The sequence below is a fragment of the Mesorhizobium sp. M1027 genome, from assembly GCF_040318745.1.
Taxonomy (GTDB): domain Bacteria; phylum Pseudomonadota; class Alphaproteobacteria; order Rhizobiales; family Rhizobiaceae; genus Mesorhizobium.
Window position 1 is genome coordinate 183701 of record NZ_JAMYMW010000008.1, and the last position, 22209, is coordinate 205909.

At 62.5% G+C, this 22209-nt stretch carries 21 protein-coding genes; 11 read left to right on the plus strand and 10 right to left on the minus strand.

Features of this window, described 5'->3' with window-relative positions:
- Positions 1-13: 13 nt before the first annotated feature.
- A complete protein-coding gene (locus tag NKH50_RS17175; RefSeq protein ID WP_352880027.1) occupies positions 14-1432 on the minus strand; it encodes an Nramp family divalent metal transporter in 1419 nt (472 codons plus the stop codon).
- A gap of 138 nt (positions 1433-1570) precedes the next feature.
- Between NKH50_RS17175 and NKH50_RS17180 the strand changes: the two genes are divergently transcribed.
- Complete coding sequence (locus tag NKH50_RS17180; protein ID WP_352507157.1) at positions 1571-1876, plus strand: hypothetical protein; 306 nt, start codon at positions 1571-1573, stop codon at positions 1874-1876.
- A 535-nt stretch (positions 1877-2411) separates the two neighbouring features.
- Here the strand turns inward: NKH50_RS17180 and NKH50_RS17185 are convergent.
- Positions 2412-3257: an aldo/keto reductase gene (locus NKH50_RS17185; RefSeq protein WP_352880029.1), complete on the minus strand. Its 846-nt coding sequence runs from the start codon at positions 3255-3257 to the stop codon at positions 2412-2414.
- 229 nt (positions 3258-3486) lie between these two features.
- Here NKH50_RS17185 and NKH50_RS17190 point away from each other — a divergent pair, with 229 nt between their 5' ends.
- The 4 genes from NKH50_RS17190 (at position 3487) to NKH50_RS17205 (ending at position 5854) form a co-directional block, all read left to right on the plus strand.
- Positions 3487-4122 carry an ankyrin repeat domain-containing protein gene (locus NKH50_RS17190; RefSeq protein ID WP_352880031.1) on the plus strand — a complete coding sequence of 212 codons (636 nt, stop codon included), beginning with the start codon at positions 3487-3489 and terminating at the stop codon, positions 4120-4122.
- A 143-nt stretch (positions 4123-4265) separates the two neighbouring features.
- Entirely contained in the window at positions 4266-4655 is a 390-nt protein-coding gene (locus NKH50_RS17195) for an ArsR/SmtB family transcription factor (RefSeq protein ID WP_352880033.1), read from the plus strand.
- Positions 4652-5185, plus strand: coding sequence for an SRPBCC family protein (locus NKH50_RS17200; protein ID WP_254819403.1), 534 nt, complete (start codon positions 4652-4654; stop codon positions 5183-5185). The genes NKH50_RS17195 and NKH50_RS17200 overlap by 4 nt, the downstream gene beginning before the upstream one ends.
- 93 nt (positions 5186-5278) lie before the next feature.
- Positions 5279-5854, plus strand: coding sequence for a dihydrofolate reductase family protein (locus tag NKH50_RS17205; RefSeq protein WP_352507160.1), 576 nt, complete (start codon positions 5279-5281; stop codon positions 5852-5854).
- Positions 5855-5976: 122 nt separating this feature from the next.
- Here NKH50_RS17205 and NKH50_RS17210 read toward each other — a convergent pair whose 3' ends face one another.
- The 6 genes from NKH50_RS17210 to NKH50_RS17235 form a co-directional block, all read right to left on the minus strand.
- Positions 5977-6777, minus strand: coding sequence for a class I SAM-dependent methyltransferase (locus NKH50_RS17210; RefSeq protein ID WP_352507161.1), 801 nt, complete (start codon positions 6775-6777; stop codon positions 5977-5979).
- Between the two features lie 152 nt (positions 6778-6929).
- On the minus strand, positions 6930-7958 hold the full coding sequence (locus NKH50_RS17215; protein ID WP_352880229.1) for a DUF930 domain-containing protein: 1029 nt from the start codon (positions 7956-7958) through the stop codon (positions 6930-6932).
- Positions 7959-8022: 64 nt separating this feature from the next.
- Positions 8023-8772 (minus strand): glucose 1-dehydrogenase, encoded by a 750-nt coding sequence (locus tag NKH50_RS17220; protein WP_254819721.1) that lies wholly within the window; start codon positions 8770-8772, stop codon positions 8023-8025.
- A 48-nt stretch (positions 8773-8820) separates the two neighbouring features.
- Positions 8821-9825 (minus strand): sugar-binding protein, encoded by a 1005-nt coding sequence (locus tag NKH50_RS17225; RefSeq protein ID WP_352705642.1) that lies wholly within the window; start codon positions 9823-9825, stop codon positions 8821-8823.
- Positions 9826-9878: 53 nt separating this feature from the next.
- The gene (locus NKH50_RS17230) at positions 9879-10940 is read right to left on the minus strand and encodes an ABC transporter permease (protein ID WP_254819719.1); all 1062 of its coding nucleotides are present in this window, start codon (positions 10938-10940) and stop codon (positions 9879-9881) included.
- 55 nt (positions 10941-10995) lie between these two features.
- Entirely contained in the window at positions 10996-11736 is a 741-nt protein-coding gene (locus NKH50_RS17235; protein ID WP_352880039.1) for an ATP-binding cassette domain-containing protein, read from the minus strand.
- 452 nt (positions 11737-12188) lie between these two features.
- On the opposite strand from NKH50_RS17235, the gene NKH50_RS17240 reads away from it, so the two are divergent.
- Both NKH50_RS17240 and NKH50_RS17245 read left to right on the plus strand, forming a co-directional pair.
- Positions 12189-13622, plus strand: a complete 1434-nt coding sequence (locus NKH50_RS17240; protein WP_502906879.1) for a coiled-coil domain-containing protein — start codon at positions 12189-12191, stop codon at positions 13620-13622.
- Positions 13623-13793: 171 nt separating this feature from the next.
- Positions 13794-15317 (plus strand): serine hydrolase, encoded by a 1524-nt coding sequence (locus tag NKH50_RS17245; RefSeq protein WP_502906874.1) that lies wholly within the window; start codon positions 13794-13796, stop codon positions 15315-15317.
- Positions 15318-15346: 29 nt separating this feature from the next.
- Here NKH50_RS17245 and NKH50_RS17250 read toward each other — a convergent pair whose 3' ends face one another.
- The gene (locus tag NKH50_RS17250; RefSeq protein ID WP_352880045.1) at positions 15347-16282 is read right to left on the minus strand and encodes a hypothetical protein; all 936 of its coding nucleotides are present in this window, start codon (positions 16280-16282) and stop codon (positions 15347-15349) included.
- A gap of 264 nt (positions 16283-16546) precedes the next feature.
- On the opposite strand from NKH50_RS17250, the gene NKH50_RS17255 reads away from it, so the two are divergent.
- Complete coding sequence (locus NKH50_RS17255; protein WP_352475599.1) at positions 16547-16987, plus strand: lipid-binding SYLF domain-containing protein; 441 nt, start codon at positions 16547-16549, stop codon at positions 16985-16987.
- Positions 16988-17005: 18 nt separating this feature from the next.
- Here NKH50_RS17255 and NKH50_RS17260 read toward each other — a convergent pair whose 3' ends face one another.
- The gene (locus NKH50_RS17260) at positions 17006-17638 is read right to left on the minus strand and encodes a TetR/AcrR family transcriptional regulator (RefSeq protein WP_352880047.1); all 633 of its coding nucleotides are present in this window, start codon (positions 17636-17638) and stop codon (positions 17006-17008) included.
- 723 nt (positions 17639-18361) lie between these two features.
- Here NKH50_RS17260 and NKH50_RS17265 point away from each other — a divergent pair.
- Genes NKH50_RS17265 through NKH50_RS17275 form a run of 3 tightly spaced genes read left to right on the plus strand, consistent with a single transcriptional unit; the run spans position 18362 to position 22145 of the window.
- Entirely contained in the window at positions 18362-18847 is a 486-nt protein-coding gene (locus tag NKH50_RS17265) for a (2Fe-2S)-binding protein (protein ID WP_352705633.1), read from the plus strand.
- The gene (locus NKH50_RS17270) at positions 18844-19827 is read left to right on the plus strand and encodes an FAD binding domain-containing protein (protein WP_352705631.1); all 984 of its coding nucleotides are present in this window, start codon (positions 18844-18846) and stop codon (positions 19825-19827) included. Before NKH50_RS17265 ends, NKH50_RS17270 begins: the two co-directional genes overlap by 4 nt.
- On the plus strand, positions 19824-22145 hold the full coding sequence (locus NKH50_RS17275; RefSeq protein WP_352705629.1) for a xanthine dehydrogenase family protein molybdopterin-binding subunit: 2322 nt from the start codon (positions 19824-19826) through the stop codon (positions 22143-22145). Before NKH50_RS17270 ends, NKH50_RS17275 begins: the two co-directional genes overlap by 4 nt.
- The last annotated feature ends 64 nt before the right edge of the window (positions 22146-22209 follow it).

Sequence of the window (22209 nt, forward strand, 5' to 3'; positions counted from 1 at the left end):
TTGTCCTGCCTGATCACATGAACCAGGTTGCCACCAGGCCGATCGTCGCCGAGAAGATGGCGGCGGTCGTTGCCCAACCGAGTATGTTGGTGCTGCGGCTGTTCACCTGGTCGCCCATGATCCTGCGGCTGTTCGTCATCAGCATGATGAGCAGCAGCAAGGGCGGCGTCGAGAAGCCCTGAACTATGCCGGACCAGACCAGCGCCTTCATCGGATTGAAGCCGAGGAAGTTGAGGCCGGCGGCGATCGCCGTAAAAAATCCGATGGCGAGATAAAATTTGGGCGCCTCTCGAGCCCGGGCGTGCAGGCTGTTTTTCCAGCCGATGGCTTGTGCCACGTCATAGGCAGCGCCGGTAGTCATGACAGGAACCGCTAGGAAACCGACGCCGATCACGCCTGCGGCGAACAGGACGCTTGCGGCCTGGCCGGCTAGCGGGCGCAGCGCCTCCGCCGCTTGCGCAGCCGTGTCGATATCGTGGTGGCCCGTCTTGTAGAGCGTAGCACCCGTCGACAGAATGATGAAATACATGATGAGATTTGAAAACATCATGCCGATGAGAATGTCCCGGCGAGAGCGACGGAGTTCGCTGTCGGTAGCGCCCTTCCTTTGCCTGAGCGTCGTTCGCCCCTGGGCAATCTCCTCCTCGACCTCCTCATTGGACTGCCACGTGTAGAGATAGGCGGACAGCGTCGTGCCGATGATGGCGACCAGGATCGACAGGAACTCACGGTTGAATTCGATCCGCGGAAGCAGTGTTCCGCGCAGTACGGCCGCGGCGTCCGGCTTGGCCAGAATGGCGGCACCGACATAGGCGAGCAGCGCCAACGCCAGCCACCGAAAGATGTTGCGGATCAAAGTATAGGAGCCGAAGACCTGGAGGGCGAAGATGGTGGCCGCGACGAACAGCACGATCAGCGGGATGGGAAGTGGTACGAACATGTTGATCGCGGCCGCCATTCCACCAAGATCCGCCGCTGCCTCGATGGTGTTGCCGACGAGCACACCCAACAGCACCGACCAGAGCAGCCACCGCGGATAGAAGTCCTTGATGACGTGGAACAATCCGCGCCCGGATACCTGACCAAGCTTCGACGACAGGTAGACGACCGCATACATCATCGGCAACGTCACCGGAGCCGTCCAAAGCAGGTCGGGTCCGAAGCGGGCGCCGGCGCTGGCATAGGTGCCTATCGCAGAACAATCGTCGTCGGCTGCCCCGGTTATCAGGCCGAGGCCGAGCGCTCGGCCTATGCCGCCTTCGCCCTCCTTCGGTGGGTGGGAATGGTCAGAACCGGCCTGCCTCATTGCGACCGGACCGGGTTGGGATGGAAGGGCGTGGGCACGGCCTTCCATGCCACGATCGTAAGGATCGGTCGCGCCGCTGATCTCATTTTGCTTCCTCAACAACTTTGCCCAAACCCGGCGCGCCATGACTTGTTCCGTGGCCTGGCGGAGCAGAGGCTTGCCCCAGATCCTTCCCTCCGGGGGGTAAGCCTGAAAGTTCGGGTTGACCGCTTCTGAAGGCGAAGCGACTATCCGTGCGAGGTGAATTCCGCAGGAGGAAATACGATGGACGAGCCCGATCGGTGGCGCCACATGTCGAGTGCGCCAAGGGACGGCAGCAGAATCCTTGTCACGGTTCGGCCATCCGAACAGGGGCCGGCCGAAGTCGACATGGCTTTCTGGGCCCGGGCCGATCAGTTCGGCAGCGAAGGCTGGAGGGCTTCCGACTCTTCTCCGGGACGCATCGTCGAATATGCCGAACCGGAGCTGAAGTGCTGGATGCCGCTGCCGTCGGCCAATCTGAGCAAGGGTTCGATGCCGAGCCCCTGGGAGGAGGATGATGTCCCGCTGCTGGATGGCTCGGGGATCTGAGGTGAGCTGTCGCGGTCGCTACAGGACCGCGTTGGGGCCGAAGCTGCCGATCTCCCCCCTCGTGGGGGAGATGTCCGGCAGGACAGAGGGGGGCGCCGTAGAACGCCGACCTCGATCGCCAAAGAGCGTTGACAATGCCTCACACGCCATTGCCTCCACGACACCGCGCAAATGCCAAATCGATGCCCAAGGCCAGCACATTGGCATTGTGACTGGGCTCGCCGCTGCATCCTGAATGGGTGGCCAAAGCGCGAGTTCCGTGAGCGACGGATGGGCAGCAGAACCCTGGCAAGACCGGCGGGACAGCGCCCCCCTTGTAACTTGGAAACGACCACTTCTCTGTCCTGCCGGACATCTCCCCCACGAGGGGGGAGATTGGCTCTCATCTCGGCTTTTCGCTAGTCTCCAACGTTGCAAGAACGGCGCTCCCGTTGAAGCTGCCAATCTCCCCCGGGGGAGATGCCAAGTGGTGCCAAAGAGGGCAGGACACAGGGGTCGCAAAGGAATGCCAACGCCGCGGTGATGCCCGCCTTCGTCAGAACAGGAACGCGGCGGTGGCGGGGTTCGGGCCGGTGCGGCCGTCGGGCGAATCCATGCCCCGGATGAGCTCGAGGTCCTTCGCTTCCAATTCGAAATCGAAGACATCGAAATTGGCGGCGATCCGGTCCTGGTGGATCGATTTCGGGATGACGATCAGCCCTTCCTGAAGGTGCCACCTGATAATCACCTGCGCCACCGACTTGCCGTGTTTCCTGGCGATGCTTTCGAGCGTCGGGTCGCTCAACAGCCGGCCGCTGCCCAGCGGGCTCCAGCTTTCGATGCGGATGTTGTGCCTGTCGTGAAATTCGCGTTTGTCGCGCTGCTGGAAGCGGGGGTGGAGCTCGATCTGGTTGACGGTCGGCGTGACGCCGGTCTCGCCGATGATCCGTTCGAGATGGTCCTGGTTGAAGTTCGAAACGCCGATCGACTTGATGCGGCCTGATTGCCTGAGTTCGATCAGCGTCTTCCAGGCCTCGACATATCTGTCCTGGCTGGGTACCGGCCAATGGATCAGGAACAGGTCGATCTGTTCGATGCCGAGCTTGCTCATCGTCCCGTCGAAGGCGCGCAAGGCGGCGTCGCGCTGATGCGCGCCGTTGCGCAGTTTCGAGGTGATGAACAACTCGCTTCTCGCCGAGCGGATTGCCTGCCCGACACCTTCCTCGTTCTGATAGCCTTCGGCGGTGTCGATCAGCCTGTAGCCGGCCTCGATTCCCCAGCGCACCACCTTGGCGGTGATGGCTGGATCGACCTGCCACACGCCGAGGCCGATTTGCGGAATGGCGGAGCCGTCGTTCAATCTGATTTGTTCAGGTCTATCCAGGGTAATCTGTTCAGCCATGTTCAGGTCCTTCTGCATCATTCCGCCCGGCGCACGCTCTATCTAGTCTGGATGGCCGCCAAAGCCAGTCGATATCATGAGAATGTGAGGAGACGGACGTGAAGCGCTGATCTTCCGCTTCGGGCCGACAGCTCTCTGTGACCCACGGAGTCCAGGGAACTCCATTCAGGACGATCCCGCTGTCGCGGATTCTGTGGTATTCTGTGGACTATCCGAGGAGGCGACTGCGTTGACCAACAGCTTGGAAGGCGAAGGAGCAAGAGACTGGTCGCCCCTGCTGGTCGCGGCAGAACAAGGCGATGCGGATGCGGTTCGATCGGAATTGGCGGCTGGCGCCGACATCAATCAGTCGGACGACGGCGGCTGGTCTGCACTTCACCTTTCAGCCCTCAATGACCGCACAGCGGTGGTCGAGGTGCTGATCGAAGACCCGGAAATCGATGTGAATGCCAGAAACAAGTGGAAGAGCACGCCCTTGAGCCTTGCGTCGGCCAAGGGACATTACGCGTGTATCTCAGGCCTCGTGAGACACCCCCAAGTAGAGATCAACGCGCGAGCTGACTACTACGGTAGAACGGCTCTTATCGAGGCGGCGAAGAACGGGCATCTCGAAGTCGTCAAGTTGCTCGTGGAGAATGGCGCGGAAGTAAATCTGACCGACAAGACGGGGAGAAACAACGCGCTCATCGAGGCTATCAAAGGGCGGCACTACGAGATCGCGGAATACCTGCTGGATTCTGGGAAAGTGAGCTTTATCAACAAAGAAATAAGGCTAAACGCCCTGATCTGGGCTGGCAGCTGCCACAACCCTCAGCTTATCGAAAGGCTGGAAGCCGCGATCCACAGTTTCTTCAACGGCAAATAAGGGCCTCGCCCTTACTGTCGCGGGCCGTCCGTATCTCCCGTCACGTCGATGCGCTCGATGGCGCAAACGGCCCTGCGGCGCTTCACATAATTTATTCAACCAAACGGTTGACTATCTCAAAGCGTGCGTCTATATTCAACTACATGGTTGAATTACAAACACCTCAGATGGATGCGGTCTTTCACGCCCTTGGCGACGCCACGCGCCGGCACATGCTTCGCGATCTCGCCGATGGCGAGAAAACGGTAAGCCAGCTGGCGGAACCCTTCGCGATGTCGCTCGCGGCGGCCTCCAAGCACATCAAGGCGCTGGAGAACGCAGGGCTTATTCGTCGAGAGGTGAGGGGCCGCACGCATCTGTGCCGACTATCCCCCGGACCGCTGGCCAGCGCCCATCAGTGGCTCAGCTTCTACGAGCGCTTCTGGACCGGTCGTCTCGATGTTCTCGAACGCCTTCTTCGCGAAGAGGACGCACGCAAAGCCCAGGATGAGCCCAGGAAATCGCCCAATCCGAAAGAAGGAGACGAGCAATGAACCAGATGAGAAGCATCGACGCCTATGGCGCGCTAAGCGAGCCCGCCACGTTCACTATCCAACGCCTTTTGCCCGGACCCATCGAGCGCGTCTGGGCCTATCTCACCGAGAGTGACCTGCGCCGGCAGTGGATGGCAGCGGGGCAGATGGAAATGAAGGCGGGCAGCTCGTTCGAATTGGTCTGGCGTAACGACGAGCTGACGGACCCGCCTGGCCAGCGCCCCGCGGGCTTTCCCGAAGAGCATCGGATGGAGGGCCGGATCACCGACCTCGATCCGCCGCGCAAGCTTTCCATCACCTGGGGAAATACCGGCGGCGTCTCCTTCTTGCTGGAGGCGAAGGGTAGCGATGTGCTGCTCACCGTCGTCCATCGCCGCCTGCCGGAACGTGCAATCCAGCTCAACATCACGGCCGGCTGGCACATACACCTCGACCTGCTGGCCGCCCGCCTGGCTGGCAAGACGCCGACCTCGTTCTGGGACGGCTGGAGCCGCCTGCGGGAAGAATACGATCGCCGCCTGCCGGCCTGATGTAACTCGCGGCGTCCATCCCTGAGGTCGCCGCCAGCAACACGAAGCGACGATGAAACGTGCTTGCATCCAGCAAGCCTGATGGAGGAAGTCATGCGCAAATTGATCGCTGGGATGAAAATCTCCGTCGACGGCAAGATGGAGGGGCCCGAGGGTTACGCCGATTGGGTCGACGCGTGGTCGGACGAATATGGCCTGACGCCGCAAATCGACGCCTGCCTGCTTGGCAGCGTCATGTATGCCGGCTACGAGCGCTACTGGAGCGCCATCCAGAACGAGCCCGACAAGCCGCTGCCGATGACCGGCAAATTGCCGAAGCCGGCCGAGCTCGAATGGGCCCGATTCGCCGCGCAGACCCCGCATTATGTGCTGTCGAACACAATGACTTCGGCCGCCTGGCCAAAGACGCGCTTCGTGCGGAATTTCGAGGATATCGCTGCGCTTAAACAGAAGCCCGGCAAAGACATCTACCTTATGGGCGGCGCCCGAATTACCGCGAGCCTTATCGATGCCGGGCTGGTCGATGAGCTCAGGCTGATCGTCTATCCGCTGCTCGCCGGTGAAGGAAAGGCGCTGTTTGGGACGGCGAAAAATCGTCGTGGGCTCGAACTGCGCAAAGTGGAGCAGCTTTCGGACGGCCGCGTCAGGCTGGTCTACGGGATCGGCTAATGCAGCCACCCTTGGCGGATCTAGCGGGGCCGAAGCGGAGGCCGTCCCGTCAACAGCGGGACAAGCCGGCGCGAGGAGAGCGATGCTTCCTATGCGAAGAATGCATCCCGGCTGCCGGCCGGTCAGGCAACGATACCGCGGCAGGCCCAGGCGACATTCGCAAAGGATCTCGGGCCGTCGGGCCGGCCGGCCTCATAGGCGTCGCGCATGGCGGCGTCGACGCGCGCCCGCTCTTCTGGATCGAGCGTGGCCACATACTTGCCGAGCGGCCCTTCGCCGGCGGCTATCGGCGCCCAGTAATCGTCGAAGTTTTGATAGTCCATGCGGATCATCAGCTCGGTCTCCGTAACGTCGCGGAGACCCTGCTCGACAAAGGTCCGTTTCATTTCACCCGGCTGCATCATCGGCTGCGTGCAATAGCGGGCGCGCAGCTGGCGTCCGCCTTCGCTGAGCACCGCCACCGTGTCGATCATCATGCGCATCCCCGGCATGCCGCCGAGATGGTCCCATACCGTCGCCGCGACCACGCCGCCCGGCCGCACGACGCGGCGCATCTCGGCGACTGCCTTGCCGGCTTCGGGCACGAAATGGAGCACGAGCAGGGCCAGGGCACGGTCGAACGCGCCGTCCTCAAAGGGCAGGGCGCAGGCATCCGCCTGACGGATTTTTATCCGCGGATCGGAGTTGCGCCGGATTGCCTCCTCGACAAAAACGCCTGAAAAGTCGATCGCGGCGACCTCACGGAGGTCAGCGGCCTTGACGAGCGCGAAGGTCAGGCTGCCGGTGCCGCAACCGACGTCGAGGATCTTTTCGCCGTCTTTAAGGCCCGCAAAGTCGATGAACAGCGGCGCGAGCCTTTGGCTCCAGCGGCCCATGAGCTGCTCATAGCCGGCAGCATGGTGAACATTGAAACTTGAAGTCATCGAAGCCTCCTCCCAAAGCCGTATGCTAGACTTCGGCGGCCACTGACGAAAGCCATTTTTGGCGCGTGTTGGTTCGGTCACCCGGGCCGCGCGAAGACATCGCCAGCCGGATTTGATGGCGCCGGACAGCCAGCCTCCGTGGCCTTGACCACCTAATTGGCGGGCAACCCGCGGCGCTTCCATTCACTGCGCGGCACCGGATTTCCAACACGGAAGGCGAACGACACGACTTTCGTTGCGTCCGGATCGACCTCACAACGAAAGCTCAGATCGTACCACTGCCCGTTTGCGGGGAACGGCGCACTGGCGACGTTCATGACCGTGCCGGCCTTCAGCCGATACTCAAGCAAGCTGTCTGGGAAATAGGGGGGCGACGCGTGCACCAATTGCTGTGCGAGCTCCGTGTTGCAGAGCTGACCGATTCGTACGGCGCGCGGCACGTTTTTCATGGCGGTTGTCGCGATCGGATCATCGGTTGCTGCTTGCGAGAACAATCTTTTCGCTTCTTCAAGCTTCAACGGCTTTTGCACGTTAGCGACATCCGCCGGCTTGGGCTTTGGCGGCTGTGGTGCGCCAGGCGGCGGAGCCTGGTCTTTCCCGTCGACCGCAGTCACGGCAGGTGGCTGTGCAAGATCCTGGTTATTGGGATCTTGCGGCGCGGGCGGTTGTTCCGAACCATCCTCCGCACTGTTGCCGTCCAGAGACTTGCGAGGACCGGCGTCCTTCTCACCGAATTGGAAGACAGGTCTCTGCGCGGCGACCTCACGGCTCGCCGGGGTCTCGACCTTTGCTTCCGGCGGCTTTTCCGGCTTGGGCGGTTCAGCGGGGGACGGAGGTTTGGTTTTTTCCGGCGGTTTGGGCGGCGGCACGATATCCACCGCAATGGCCTGCTCCTTCCCTGGCTGCGAGAGCGTTGCCGGCAGTCCGAACAACAAAAACGCGACGATGAGCAGATGCAGGGCAATCGAAGTGGGCAAGGCCCACCCGAATACCCGGCGCTGATCCCGTATGTCGTTTCTCATCGTGGCCGGTGTGTGGAATGAAATATTGGCGGCATCAAGCATCGATGCCGCCAGACGTCGAAATAACCCGTTGCGAATCGAGAGTCGGCGGCTGCAATACGGCGCGCCATCCAATCGTGTGGCGTCTGCGTCCGCGCAGGGGGACCGGGCCAGCAGCACATGCAGCAAGTCGTTTCAGGCGGCTAGCAGGCACGCCCTGTCGGCACGGTGTCGCCGGTTGAAATCACAGGGAAACCGATAGCCCGCCGTCAACGGCCAGCACGTGCCCGTTGACGTAAGCGGCAGCGTCGGAGGCGAGAAACACCACGGCTCCGCCGAGTTCCTCAGGCTGGGCCCAGCGGCCCGCGGGGGTTCGTGCCTCGACCCATTTGGTGAAGGCCTCGTCGTGCATAAGTGCGGTGTTGAGCTCGGTGGCGAAATAGCCTGGGGCGATCGCGTTGACGGTGATGCCGTGGCGGCCCAGCTCAGCGGCAGTTGAGCGTGTCAGCCCGTGCAGCCCCGCCTTTGCCGCCACATAGGCGTGAATGGTGGGACGGCCAAGGATCGCAGCGACCGATCCGGTGTTTATTATGCGCCCGAACTTGTTTGGCAGCATCAGGCGCACCGCGTCGCGCATCATGCGGAAGCAAGCCGACAGATTGACGGCAACCACGTGGTTGAAATCCTCGTCCTGCCATTCGACCAGCGGCTTACGATGCTGGATGCCGGCGTTGTTGACCAGAATGTCGAGGCGGCCGTGGCGTTCGACGATTCCTTCGAGCGACGCCCTTGAGATCGCCGCGTCGGTGACATCGAACGGCAGGGCTTCTGCACCTATCCTGTCCGCCGCGGCGGAAAGGGCGGCCACGTCGCGGGCGTTGACGACCACCGTCGCGCCGTTCTCCGCAAGTGCCTTGGCCATGGCAAAACCAAGGCCACGCGAGGCGCCCGTGACCAATGCGACACGGCCCTTGAGCGAGAACAATTCCGGCATTGAGATCCCCTATGGAAAAGGGCGGGAGTTTCCTCCCGCCCAAAAGCACTATTTGGCGACGCAGGTGTCGGCTGTCTCCGGAGTGCAGACATCGAGGCCCGTGTAGGTCGGGTCGGCCGGCGGAGCCTTGCCGTCCTTCATGTCCTTCAGCGCCATCATCGTCTTGTAGCCCATCTCGAACGGCCGCTGGCCGACCTGGCCAAGCGAGAAACCTTCCTTCATCTGGTCGATCTGTACCGGAAGCGTGTCGGCGACGACAAGGGCCAGGGCCTTCGAGGCGATCTTGTCCTTGTACGGTGCGACGGCGGCGCGGTTGGCATCAGGGATGAACTGCGGGAAGCCACCGGTTGGGACAAACGCGTCGAGGTTCGGGTTTTTCGCCATGATATCCTCGAACTGTTGCACCGAAAGCGGGAAATCATCGTTGGTGTAGAGCGGACAGCCTTCAATTTCGGTCCAGCCGTTCTGGCCTGTCAGCCGATCTCCGGGCGAGGCCGCCGATTTGGTGCCCGAAAGCGTATCGCGAATGCCCTGCATGCGCTCGTTGTGGTTGGCCGCCGCGGCGCCGCCGGACTGGATGCAGATCGTGCCGCCTTTGGGCTTGATCTGCATGACAAGCTTGGCGAGGTTCACGCCGATCTCGTAATTGTGGGTGCCGATGTAGGCAACGCGCAGATCCTTGTTTTCGGGCAGGAGATCGGAGTCCCAGGTGAGAACCGGGATACCGGCCTCCTTGGCGGCCTGCAGCGCAACCGCCATAGCCGCGGCGTTCGATGGCGACACGGCGATGCCGTCCACCTTCTTGGCCACGAGATCCTGCACGATCTGCACCTGCTCGTCGCCGCCGCCATGTTCGCCGGGACCGATATACATGCACTCCACAGCGCCTTTGGATTCGGCCTCGGCCTTCTTGCAGCCGTCGCGTGCCTGGTCGAAGAAAGGATTGTTCATGTTCTTCGGCACCAGGGCGAAGGTGTATTTCGCCTGGGCGCCGGAAACGGCGAGCACCATTGCGCCAAGCGCGACGGCGGCCGTGAGCAGATGTTTTTTCATGTGACGTTCTCCTCCTTGGTGTGATGTCCCGCAAGCCTCCCGCCGGCGGGTTTCTAGCGGCGTTTTTTGGGCATCAAGACTGCCAGCGACGCGGCGAGAATCGATTTGCCGCCGGTTTGCATGCCCAAGAGAACCGCAAGAACGATGAAGGCGCCGACGAAGGCACCCTGCCAGTTTGAATCGATGCCGGCCATCAGCAGCGCGTTCCTGATCACCTCGAGGAAGGCGGAACCGATGATCGCACCGAAGGCCGTGCCGGCGCCGCCCATGAGGCTGGCGCCGCCAATGACTGTCGCGGCGATAACGCGCAGCTCATAGCCTTGGCCCATGGCATTGATGGCCGAGCCGTTATAGCCGAGGAGCAGGAGCGAGGCGAGCGCGGCGGTGAAAGCCGAGAAGACATAGGCCTGGAATTTGATCCAGTTGACCGGAACGCCGGTGAGCCGTGCCGCCTCCTCATTGCCGCCGATGGCGAAGAGATGCCGGGCCCAGGCAGTGAAGTTGAACACGAAGCCGACAATCAGGGCCAGGATCACCATGGTCCAGAATTGTGACGACAGTTCTGGTATCCAATGCGGTGCCCAGTCGTCCAGACCATGCCGCGGCCATTTCCACTGACCGATTGCCTTTACGATCGGGGCATCGGGCCCGAACTGGTAGAGCATCTGGTTGGCCGAGAATACGACCGCCAGCGAGCGCGCGACGGACAGCATGCCGAGGGTGACCACAAAGGACGGCATCCCGACATAGGCGACAAAGAATCCATTGACCGCGCCACAGGCCAGACCGGAGAAAAGGCCCATGGCGAAGGCGACATACCAGGGATAGTGCCAGGTGAGGAACAGGCCGGCGACGATGACCACGAGACCCATGACGGAGCCGACCGACAGATCTATACCGCCGGTGATGATGACGATCGTCATGCCAAGTGCCATGATGCCGAAAGGTGCGAAATTGCGCGTCACATTGGCGACGTTTTCAGAGGTGCCGAAGCTCGGCTCCATGGCAGTCATCAACATGACGAGCGCAATGAGCGCGATCGTCACCCAGAAGGGCTGACTTGAAATCACACGTTGGAGAACTGTTTTTTCCTTGGTCGGAACGAAATCCGACATGACCGGCCGGCCATGTTCTTCGACTGAGCCCTGAACGCCAACTGACTCCTGAACACTATTCGCCACGGATGGCCCCCGTTATCAGTCCAGTGATTTCCTCGGGCGACGTTTTGTCGGCTGGCTTGTCGGCAACTTTCGAGCCCCGCCTGAGGACGATAATACGATCTGCCACGGCGAACACGTCAGGCATTCGGTGACTGATCAGCATGACGCCGACTCCTTGTGCTTTGAGGCGTCGGATCAGTTCGAGTACTTCCGCCACCTGGCGCACCGAGATGGCGGCCGTTGGTTCGTCCATCAGCACCAGCTTGGCATTTGAAAGCCGGGTCCGCGCGATGGCGACCGCCTGGCGCTGCCCACCCGACATCTTCCTGACGAGGTCGCGCGGCCGGGTTTCCGATTTGAGTTCCTTGAACAGCGCTGCCGAGCGATCGATCATCGCCTGCTTGTCAAGAATCCTGATCGGCCAGAAGCCTTTCTTGATCTCGCGCCCCAGAAAGACGTTCTGCGCGGCCGTCAAGTTATCGGCGAGCGCCAGGTCCTGATAAACAACTTCGATCCCTTTGGCGCGGGCCTGCACAGGCTGGTGGAAGTGGCACACCTCGCCCTCGACTACAATTTCGCCGTCGCTCGGAGGAAAATTCCCGGCCACCGTCTTGACTATCGTCGACTTGCCGGCGCCGTTATCCCCCATGAGACCAACGACTTCGCCTCGCACCACCTGGAAGCTGACGTCGGTCAGGGCCTGGATAGCCCCGAAATTCTTGGAGACGTGGCGAACCTCAAGCACCGGCATCGCGGTCCTCCCGGGACAACATTTTGTCGGTCTTGTCCCTGGTCTATTCACAGCAGCTAATCAGCGAAACGTATTCAACACAATCATTTATTAGGTCAGGCCTCTCGGCAGTGACACGCGTCGTCTTAGGCCGTGACCTTGTAGCTGCTGCAGAACACCGAGGTGCTCGGCCGGTCCTTAAGACAATTACCAGGCGATTCTCAGGCTTGCGCCGCTTGATATTCGTTTCGGGTGAAATGAGTGGCATTTTGCGAGCGGTGCCAACGCTTCGGGTATGGAGCGCCGCAGAACACGGCTTTGCGTCATTCAAACACACGAGGACAGTGGCCAAGCCTGTCCCTAGCCTGCGTCGGCCAGAGCGCACGTCAGGAGATGAACCCGTATTCGGGGAGGCGAGGTCAAGTGTTGAAAGTCCGCTCCTTAACGGCGCTGCACGAGAGGGATATTCGGTCATGAATTTCAAAGGTTTGATCAAGCGTGCCGAGACTGTGGAGAGAGCGTTCAAGGAGCTCGAAACCGATTTGGCGGATGCGTTTAGCGAATGTCTCAACGTGGACGATCAGCCGCCGCTGAACGACGTCACCGTGCCGGATGAGACGGAATCGGATAAGAATCTCGCGGCAACGGATGACAGCTCGCAGATCGAGGCCAATGCGGACGCCTTCGAGACCGCACGAAGGCTGTCCCCCCATACGCAAACCCGGCTGGCTGCCTTAAGCGCGGTCGATGGGCTCTTTCACGACGCGCAGGAGTATCTGGGGGAGATCAATGCGAAACTGTCGGAGATCGCGACCTCGCATCATCTGACGGGCGAATTTCTAAAACTGCTCCACGGCGACATTCTTCGCGCCAACGAATTGGAGCTGGCAAATACCGGCCTGACGGCGCAGCAAAGGGTGCTGTCCGAACAGCTCCACGATGCAACCAGAAAGCAGCGCGAGCGCGACAGCGCTATCGAGGCCCTGCAGCAGCACGAGGCGAGCCTGGTCGAGGACAAGGAAGCACTTCGCGGCGCGCTGGCTGCGGCAAGGCTGGAACTCGTCGTGGCAGGCAATGCGAGCGCAAAACGCGAGGCCGAGTTCGGCGAGCTTGTCAAAACACTCTCGGCCAGAGCCGTCGAGGCCAACAGACGCTCGCGCGAGAACGAAATGCTGCGGGAGAAACATGTCAGCCTGTCGATCGACCTCGACAAGGCGCTGAAACGGGAGGCCGAGGCCCGGCACAGGCTGGACGAACTCTCGACTGTCCATGCCAATGATGCCGCGCAGCTTTCGGAACTGCTGGCCGCGCTTGGCAAGAGCGAGAAAGAGGAGATGCGGCTGCAGAAATCGCTCGATATGGCGCAGGCGAAGCTATCGGAAATAACGGAAGCAGCCCGCCTCAGGGACGGTGACAGGGAAGCCGAGCTTGCACGCAGTGTCGCGGAGATGACCGGCCTGCGTTCTGAAATCGAGGACCTTCGATCGCGGCTGGAGGCCGCCTCCAACCAGAACAGCGAAGCCGCCAGCGAGATCGCCATGCTCAAGGCCCAGGCGAGCGACGCGGTGGCCGAAAGGCAAATTGTCGAGCAAAAATTGTCTGCTCTCATGAAAGAGAGCGAAAACGACAAGATGAACCTTTCCGCAATCAGCGCAAATTTTTCGCAGCTTTCTCTGCAACAGGCATCCGAACAGATACAGTTCGACGTCCAGAGGCAGGAATGCGAGGATCTGCGAGCCGAAGTCGCGTCGCTTCAAGCCCGAGTCAAGGAACTGTTGCCCTATGAGCGGCTCCACAAGGTCACCAACGCCAGACCGCGTGAAGACGGCGTGGTCGAGATCACCGCCGCGGCGGCGGAGAAGGCCCGCGCCGGCAGGCGGCGCCTCCGCCTGCGCGCTGCATCCTAGCTCAGGCGCGGCTGTCTGAATTTCGACTGGTGTGAAGCGGACATCCGTCAATGGATGGCGGGTCGACCGTGAGGCTGGCCTTCCCTGCGTCGGCCTGCAATAATGCACGCCGGTGAAGCGGAGGGGCTGAGCATGCGGCGGTTCACAAACCGGAATCACCTCCGGTGGAGGATGTTGGCCTTCATCGCAATCATGGTGCTTTTGCCGAAGGCGGCGTCGGCCGATACCATCCCACCCGACAGGATCGCCGCAGCCCTGTCGAAGCTCGAATTGCTTGCCGAAGGCGTCGTCGCGGATGGTAGCGTGCCCGGTCTGGCCATCGGCGTCGTGCACGGCGACGAGGTGATCTTCCTCAAGGGGTTCGGGCATCGCGAAGCCGGAAAACCGGAGATCGTCGATGCCGACACGGTCTTCCAGATTGCCTCGCTCTCCAAGCCGGTCTCCGCCACCGTCGTGGCGGCGCTGGTCAGCGACGGGATCGCTTCGTGGGATTCCAAGATCGCCGACCTCGATCCGGCTTTCCGGCTCGCTCAGCCCTATCCGACCAGCGAACTCACGGTCCGCGATCTGTTTGCACACCGCAGCGGGCTTCCCGGCACCGCCGGCGACGACCTCGAGGACATCGGCTATGACCGCGCGGAGATCCTGCGCCGCCTGCGGTTCGTGTCGCCGTCATCCAGCTTTCGCGCGGGCTATTCCTACAGCAATTTCGGACTGACCGAGGGTGCCGTCGCGGCCGCGAAGCCGACAGGCAAATCATGGGAAGAGGTCGCCGAAGAGAAGCTCTACCGTCCGCTTGGAATGGCCTCGACCAGTTCCCGTCATTCGGACTTCATCAAGCACGCCAACCGCGCCGAGCTCCACGCCAAAATCGATGGCGCGTGGACCGCCAAGGTCCAGCGCTATCCGGATGCGCAGGCGCCAGCAGGCGGCGTCAGTTCCACCGCACGCGACCTCTCGCAATGGATGCGCCTTGTGCTCGGCAACGGGGACTACGCCGGCAAGAGACTCATTGCCGCCGATGCGCTGGACCAGACACATATTCCCTTGATGGTTCGCGGCAAGAACCCCGTCTCCGGAGGCGAGGCCTTCTACGGCCTCGGCTGGAATGTCGAATTCGGCCGGCACGGACCGATCTGGGGTCATGCGGGCGCCTTCAGCGCCGGCGCCCGCAGTCTGGTGATGCTCTTTCCCGAGGAGAAGCTTGGCATCGTCGTCATCGCCAACGCCTTTCCGACAGGCGTGCCGGAGGGACTGTCCGACAGCTTCGCCGATCTCGTCTTCGACGGAACGCTGGGAAAGGATAAGGTAAAGGCTTGGAATGATATCTATGCAGGCATGTTCGGCCCGGTGATTGCGGCGGCCAAGGCTACCTATGCCGCGCCGCCCTCTCCAGCAAGTCCGGCGGCGCCGGCCAGCGCCTATGCGGGCCGTTACTTCAACGACTTCATCGGCGATGCTATTGTGTCAGGCGAAGGAGACGCTCTTGTCCTCAAGGTCGGGCCTGCCGGTGCGCGGTCCTATCCACTGAAGCATTTCAACCGCGACCTCTTCGTGACCTTTCCCGATGCCGAGATGCCGGACAGGCCTTCGGCCGTCAGCTTTGCCCTCGGCGCCGACGGCAACGCGTCGGCCGTGACCGTCGAATTTCTCGACGACAATCGTCTCGGCACGCTGCAACGCGTGGGGGATTAGCCGCCGCCGGGCGGGCGATGCTTGCCGGTTCAGGATGCCGGGCCGAACTGGAGCAATTTGAAGCAATCGCCGCTTCCCGACTTCAACTGCGTCAGGAAGCCTTTCGACCGATCAATCCATTCCTGGTGCGACTTGGCATCGGCTTCGATCTCATTGGCCGGTGCAAGCTTGACGAAGCTTTTGCCATTGCTGAAAAGCCAGCACGCACGGCCGAGAAACCGCCTGCTGCGCTGGCGCAGGAGGTCGGCATCATAAAACACGTCGAGCACCTCCTGCTTGATCTTCCGCTCCTTTTCGGGATTGGCGATCGCAACCTCGATAGGCTCGCCGCCGATCGCATCCTGCAGGTCCTTGTAATCAAGGGCGATCTGGGTGGTGGCATATTTGATGTCGCTCTCGTCCCGGACGATGTTGAACCATAGCGTTGGGTTGAGCTCGTTGACGACGAACGATGCTTCGAAATCGCGCGACAGATTCAGGATATCGAACCCCTGAACATCGACGTCGCGCTCGACCAGAAGGATCTGGGAAACCTGCTTGGCGAGCGCCGTTCCGTGGGCGCTGACAGCGGCGTTGTCACCGCCGTGTTCCGGACTGACATAAGCACCACCATCATCCAGCAGCGCGTCGAATTCGCCGAGGGCCTCCACGACAGCGCTGCCGCGGGCAACACGCGCCGCCAGTTTGGCGAGAACCTGCTGGAGCTCCGCTTCGCGTTTGCGCTGGTCCTGATAATTCTGCTGGAAAAAGAAGATGAACAGGGACACGCCAATCCCGATCATGATCACGCCCAGCTGCGAAAAGATGTTGCGATAATATTCCAGCAGCTTTTCACGATGGCGTACGTCGTCGCGCACGCTGTGCGCAACGCGAAGATTGACGATCAGCGAAAGGACCAGGAGCCCGGCACCTACCAGGATCAGGCCGCCGATCAGGAGGTAGCCATGCCGTGAGTTGAAGTCCATTCCTTGCCGCGCTCCCGAAACCCCAGACAGCGCAGACTAATACCATTCCGCCTCAACACCTACGATCATCCCCACCATTCGGCCACTGGTCTTACAGCCAGGACTGCGCTCGCCATCCGCCTCGTTTCGTAGCGGTCTTCTCGCAGCCGGATTCAGGCCGCGTGCTTGGAACCAATGACGGGCGAGACTGTTCAGCTATGACTTTGATACGGCGCCGACGTGCCCGGCCGGCTGGGCATGCGGCGATCTTGAGGAGTTCTCATCATGAAGATTTCGTCCAGATTTCGTTCAGTCGCGGTTGCCGTCATAACTGCGGCTGCAGTTAGCTTTACCAGTGTCGCACATGCCGACAGCGGTACGATCCGCTTCGCCATCTACAAGGCGGCCTTCTTCATCGGCGGCGCCGGAGGCGAGGGCACACTGACCTTCCATGGTCGCCGGTATCCCATCTCGGTCGGCGGCATCTCGGGCGGCCTCGCCTTCGGTGCCTCCAAGACCTATTTCAAAGGTACCGTGCGCCACATACGCCGCGCCCGGGATGTGACGGGGGTTTACGGCGCAGCGGGCGGTGGCGGCGCGCTCGGCAAAGGAGCCCAGGTGATCGTCATGACCAATGACAAGGGTGCCCAACTCGAACTCACAGGCAGGCAGGTAGGCCTGCAAGTCAATGCCGATCTCAGCGGTATGAGCATCTCGCTGAAATAAGGACAGTCACTGCATTCGTTATTCCTTGGATGGGCCGGATTTGGCCGCTCCAAACCGCAGCCCATCCATCAGCAGCGACACCAATCGGCGCGAGCGGTCGCGCCAGTCCTTGGTGTCCGGGGCCGAATAGATGCCGCCCAGCGCATGCAGCACGTCGGAGGCATCGACGTCGCTGCGGATCGAGCCGTCGGCGACCGCGGCATCGATCAGCCGCCGCAAGGCGAGCGTCACCCTGCCCGAAACGTCGGAGAACAGGGCAGAGTTGGTCGTGAGCAGGATGCGCAGGCTTGTCGACAGCCCGCGCTTGGTGGCGATGTAGTCGACGAAGCGCTGCATCCATTGTTCAAGCGCTACGTCGGGCGCATGATCGTGGGCGAGTTCGTCGGCCGCCTGGCACAGCCCTTCCACTTCGCGCCGATAAACCACCTCGACCAGATGCTCGCGGGTTGGGAAATGCCGGTAGAGCGTGCCGATGCCGACGCCGGCCTGGCGCGCAATCTCCTCCAGCGAGGCGTCGACGCCATGCGCAGCAAAGGCCTTTGCCGCGACCTCGACCAGCGCGTCGCGGTTGCGCTGCGCGTCGGCGCGCAGCGGTTTTGCAACGGCGGTTTCGGTTTTGTCTCCAGGTATGACGGGCGGCTCCGCGGCCAATTTCTTCTCCAGTGCTGATCCGAAGCATAACCGGATAGGCAGGCCCCGTTTCAAGAACGCAGACTCTTCCACCTTCGTTACGTCTCCGACAAATATAATCGCAAGTAACTATAATCACAGGATCGAGTTTGGGCCGGCGTTCCGGCAGGCGAGGCATCTTGCCCGCCTCTGGTGCACGGCCGGTGGATGACGACGGAGGATATTTCCTCGCGGCCCGCACTCCTCATCTGTTCGGCCGATGCCGTGGGGCAAAAATGAGCCCACGTTGAGCGCGATCCCCTCAGGATCATTGGACTGTCCTGCCCCTACAGACAGTCCAGAGAGCACCACCGGCTTGGGCCGGTGGTGCTTTTTTGTCCCCCGGCATGACGGCTGGCTGCCCGCCCCCATTTTTCTCCAATTTCGATCAATTTCGATCCGGGGCTTGAACAGGGCGGAGCACGCTCCTAGTTAATAAACGGAGGCGCCTCCGATTTGTGGAGCGCCTTTATCATGTAATCACGGGATCATGTAATCACGGGATCGGGTATGTCACGTCTTTCGACCTCGCAAGCCGCGGCCCTCCCGGAGGTCGCATCAAGCCAAGCGGACCCCCGCTGCCCTGCCGGGCATCTCCCCGCAAGGGGAGATTAGCCTTCACCTCGCCATAAGCTGACCTTGCCGCTCGCTGGCCGGGCGCCAGATCATCCCCTCCCGCGTCAAGCAACTGGAGCCAGACGCCCCATGACAAGCAAAACCCGAACTCCGATCCAGCTTCAAATCAACGGACATCGACATGAGCTCGAGGCAGAGCCGCGCGTTACCCTGCTCGACGCCTTGCGCGATCATCTCGGCCTGACCGGCACCAAGAAGGGCTGCGACCAAGGCCAGTGCGGCGCCTGCACCGTCCATATCGACGGCCAGCGCGTGCTGGCCTGCCTGACTCTTGCCGCGCAGGCCGAAGGATGTGCCATCACCACCATCGAAGGGCTTGCCGGGGAGGATGGCGCGCTACATGCGGTGCAGGCCGCCTTCCTCGAACAGGATGCCTTCCAGTGCGGCTATTGCACGCCGGGCCAGATCATGTCGGCGGTCGCCTGCATTCGCGAAGGCCATGCCGGCTCCGATGAGGAGATCCGCGAATACATGGCCGGCAATCTCTGCCGCTGCGGCGCATATCCGCATATCGTCGCCGCCGTGCGCCAGGCAGCCGTGGAGGCCACATCATGAGGGACTTTTCGTATCTCCGTGCCGGCTCGGTCGACGCAGCGCGTGAGGCAGCAGCACTGCCCGGCGCCATGCTGCTCGCCGGCGGCACGACGCTTGTCGATCTCGCCAAATGCGGCGTTGCCGAACCCGAGATCGTGGTCGACATCACCCATCTCACCGGACTGGACACGATCGTGATCGATGACCGGGGCGCCACGGTCGGGGCGCTGGCCAGGATGAGCACCGTGGCCGACCATGCCGGTATCAAGAGCGGGTGCCCTGCCGTCTCAGAGGCGCTGTGGCAGGCGGCATCGGCGCAGCTGCGCAACATGGCGACGATCGGCGGCAATCTGATGCAGCGTACGCGCTGCCCCTATTTCCGCGACCCGGCGAATTTTCCCGCCTGCAACAAGCGCTCGCCCGGCAGCGGCTGCTCGGCTATCGGCGGCGTCACCCGCGGCCATGCCGTGCTCGGCACCAGCGAGGCCTGCATCGCCACCTATCCCGGCGACCTGGCGGTTGCACTCGTCGCTTTCGACGCAATCGTCCATCTCGGTGACCGCCAAATCGCCGTCGATAACTTTTTTCTGCTGCCGGGCAGCACGCCCGACAACGAACATGCGATCGAGCCCGGCGAGATGATCACCGCTATCGGCATTCCCGCTTCGGCCGCCGCCCGCCGCTCGACCTATCTCAAAGTCCGCGACCGCCAGTCCTATGAATTCGCCGCGGCAAGTGCCGCGGTCGGTATCGAGTTCGAGGCCGACGGAAGGACGATCCGCGATCTTCGCGTCGCGCTTGGCGGCGTCGCCACCAAGCCATGGCGCGCCCGCGCCGTCGAAGAGGCGTTGAAAGGCAAAGTGCTCGAGCCGGAGGTCGTCAGGCAAGCCAGCCTGCTCGCCGTCGAGGGCGCCGTCGACCATGGCGCCAACCACTACAAGATCCAACTGGCGCCGCGCGTCGTCGCCCGCGCCATCCTAAAAATGGGAGAAACGGCATGACCGTTCACGAGTTGAGAGCAAGACCCGGCGATGCCAAACACGGCGACGCTTCGGACGGTGCCGCCCTCGCCGATCAGGTCGGCGGCCGGCTGTCGCGCGTCGACGGCCCGGCCAAGATCACCGGTGCCGCCAAATACGCCGTCGAGCAGCGGCTCGAGGGGCTTACCCATGCGGTGCTGGTCGAGAGCACCATTGCCGCTGGCCGGGTGCGTTCGATCGACACGGCCGCGGCCGAAGCGTCGCCCGGCGTGCTGCTGGTGCTGACGCCTGACAATATCCTGCCGCTGAGAACCGCAACGGACTGGCTGGGCACGCCGCCGCCGGATGTCGCCTATTGCCCGCTGGCGCGCGACATCACCTTCAGCGGCCAGCATGTCGCGGCGGTGGTGGCCGAGAGTTTCGAGCAGGCGGCAGCGGCCGCGGCGCTGGTCAAGATCGCCTATGACGAGGCGCCGGCGATCGTCGACCTCAGCGATCCGAAGGCCGGCGACGGCATCCCGGTCGACGCCATGACCAAGGAATGGGGCGAGGCGGAGACAGCGTTCGCCTCGGCTCCGGTCAGGATTTGCAACGCTTACAACACGCCGCGCGAATACCAGGCGCCGATGGAGCCGCATGGCCTGATCGCAAAGTGGCAGGGCGACCAGCTGACGGTCTGGGAGCCGAGCCAATGGGTCGACGGCATGGCGCGGACCTATGCCGAATGGTTTGGCGTGCCGTTCGAGAATGTGCGCCTTGTCTCGCCCTATATTGGCGGCGGCTTCGGCTCCAAAGCGTTTGCCTATGGCTACGGCGCTGTAGCGGCAGTCGCCGCGAAAATGCTGAGACGGCCGGTGAAGCTAGCGGTCACCAGGCCGCAGACCTTCACCGCCTATGGCGGACGGGCGGCGACGCGCCAGACCGTGGCGCTCGGCGCCGATCGCGACGGCAAAATCCAGTCGATCGTGCATCGCGGCGTCAACGAGACCTCTGTCGACGGCATGTGGGTCGAGCCGCTCGGCTCGGTCACCTCGGTCATGTACGCGACGCCGAATTTCTCGTCGCGGCAGAACGTCGTGCGGGTCAACACGGTGGTGCCGGGGGCATTGCGCGCGCCGGGCGAGAACCCGAGCGCTTTCGGCATCGAAAGCGCCATCGACGAGCTCGCCTATGAGGTCGGTATCGATCCGCTGGAAATCCGGCTAAGGAACTATGCCGAGCAGGACCCGCATGCCAAGAAGCCGTGGTCGACACGGCAGCTGCGTGAGGCGTTCGCCGCCGGCGCCGAAGCCTTTGGCTGGTCGAAGCGCAGCCCCGAGCCGCGTTCGATGCGCGACGGCAACCAGCTGATCGGCTGGGGTGCCGCCGCCGGCACCTACCCGGTGCGGCGCGCCTATGGCGAGGCGGTCGTGCGCATTCTCGCCGACGGTTCGGTCGAGGTCGAAAGCTCATCGATCGACATGGGGCAGGGCACCTACACGATCCTGGCGCAGACCGCCGCCGAGGTGGTGGGCGTGCCGGCGGAAAACGTCGTCGTCAAGCTTGGCGATTCCCGCTATGCCCGTGCCGGCGTCACCGGCGGTTCGCGGCTGGCCGGGGTGATGACCGGCGCCGCCCACAAGGCGGCGAGTGCCGCGCTCGACCAACTGATCGGGCTCGCCATCAGCGATCCGGCTTCGCCGTTCCATGCACTGCAGGCCAACACGCTCGTCGTCGCCAATGGCCGCATCGCTTCACCGCGCGGCAACGGCCCTGAAGTTTCCATCGCCGAACTGCTCAGGAGCGTCGGGCGCGAGCATATCGAGGCGAAGGGCGACACCATGCCGGCCAATTCGACGGTCGAGGACCGCTACAAGAACTACACCACCATAGCCATGGCGCTGCCACACACCGAGGGCGACTATTCCCGCTACAGCTGGTGCGCGCATTTCATCGAGGTGCGCGTCGACGAGGACTTTGGCACGGTTCGTGTGTCGCGTGTGGTGTCGGCGCTGGATTCGGGCCGGCTCTACAACCCCAAGCTCGCCGAAAGCCAGTGGAAGGGCGGTATCATCATGGGCATCGGCCAGGCGCTGCTCGAGGAAGGCATCGTCGACCGCCGGCATGGGCGCATCGTCAACAACAATCTCGCCGACTATCTCATCGCCACGAATGCCGACATTCCCGATATCGAGGTGATCTCGGTCGGTATTCCCGATCCGCACTCCTCGGTGCTTGGCGGCAAGGGGGTCGGCGAACTGGGCATTGTCGGCGTGGCGCCAGCGATCGCCAACGCGGTGTTCCACGCCACCGGGAAAAGGGTGCGGGACCTGCCGATCACGCTGGAGAAGCTGATTTAGGGGCAGACGGCGAAGGTGCCGATCTTCCCCCTTGAGGGGGAGATGGCCGGGAGAGGCGCGCTGT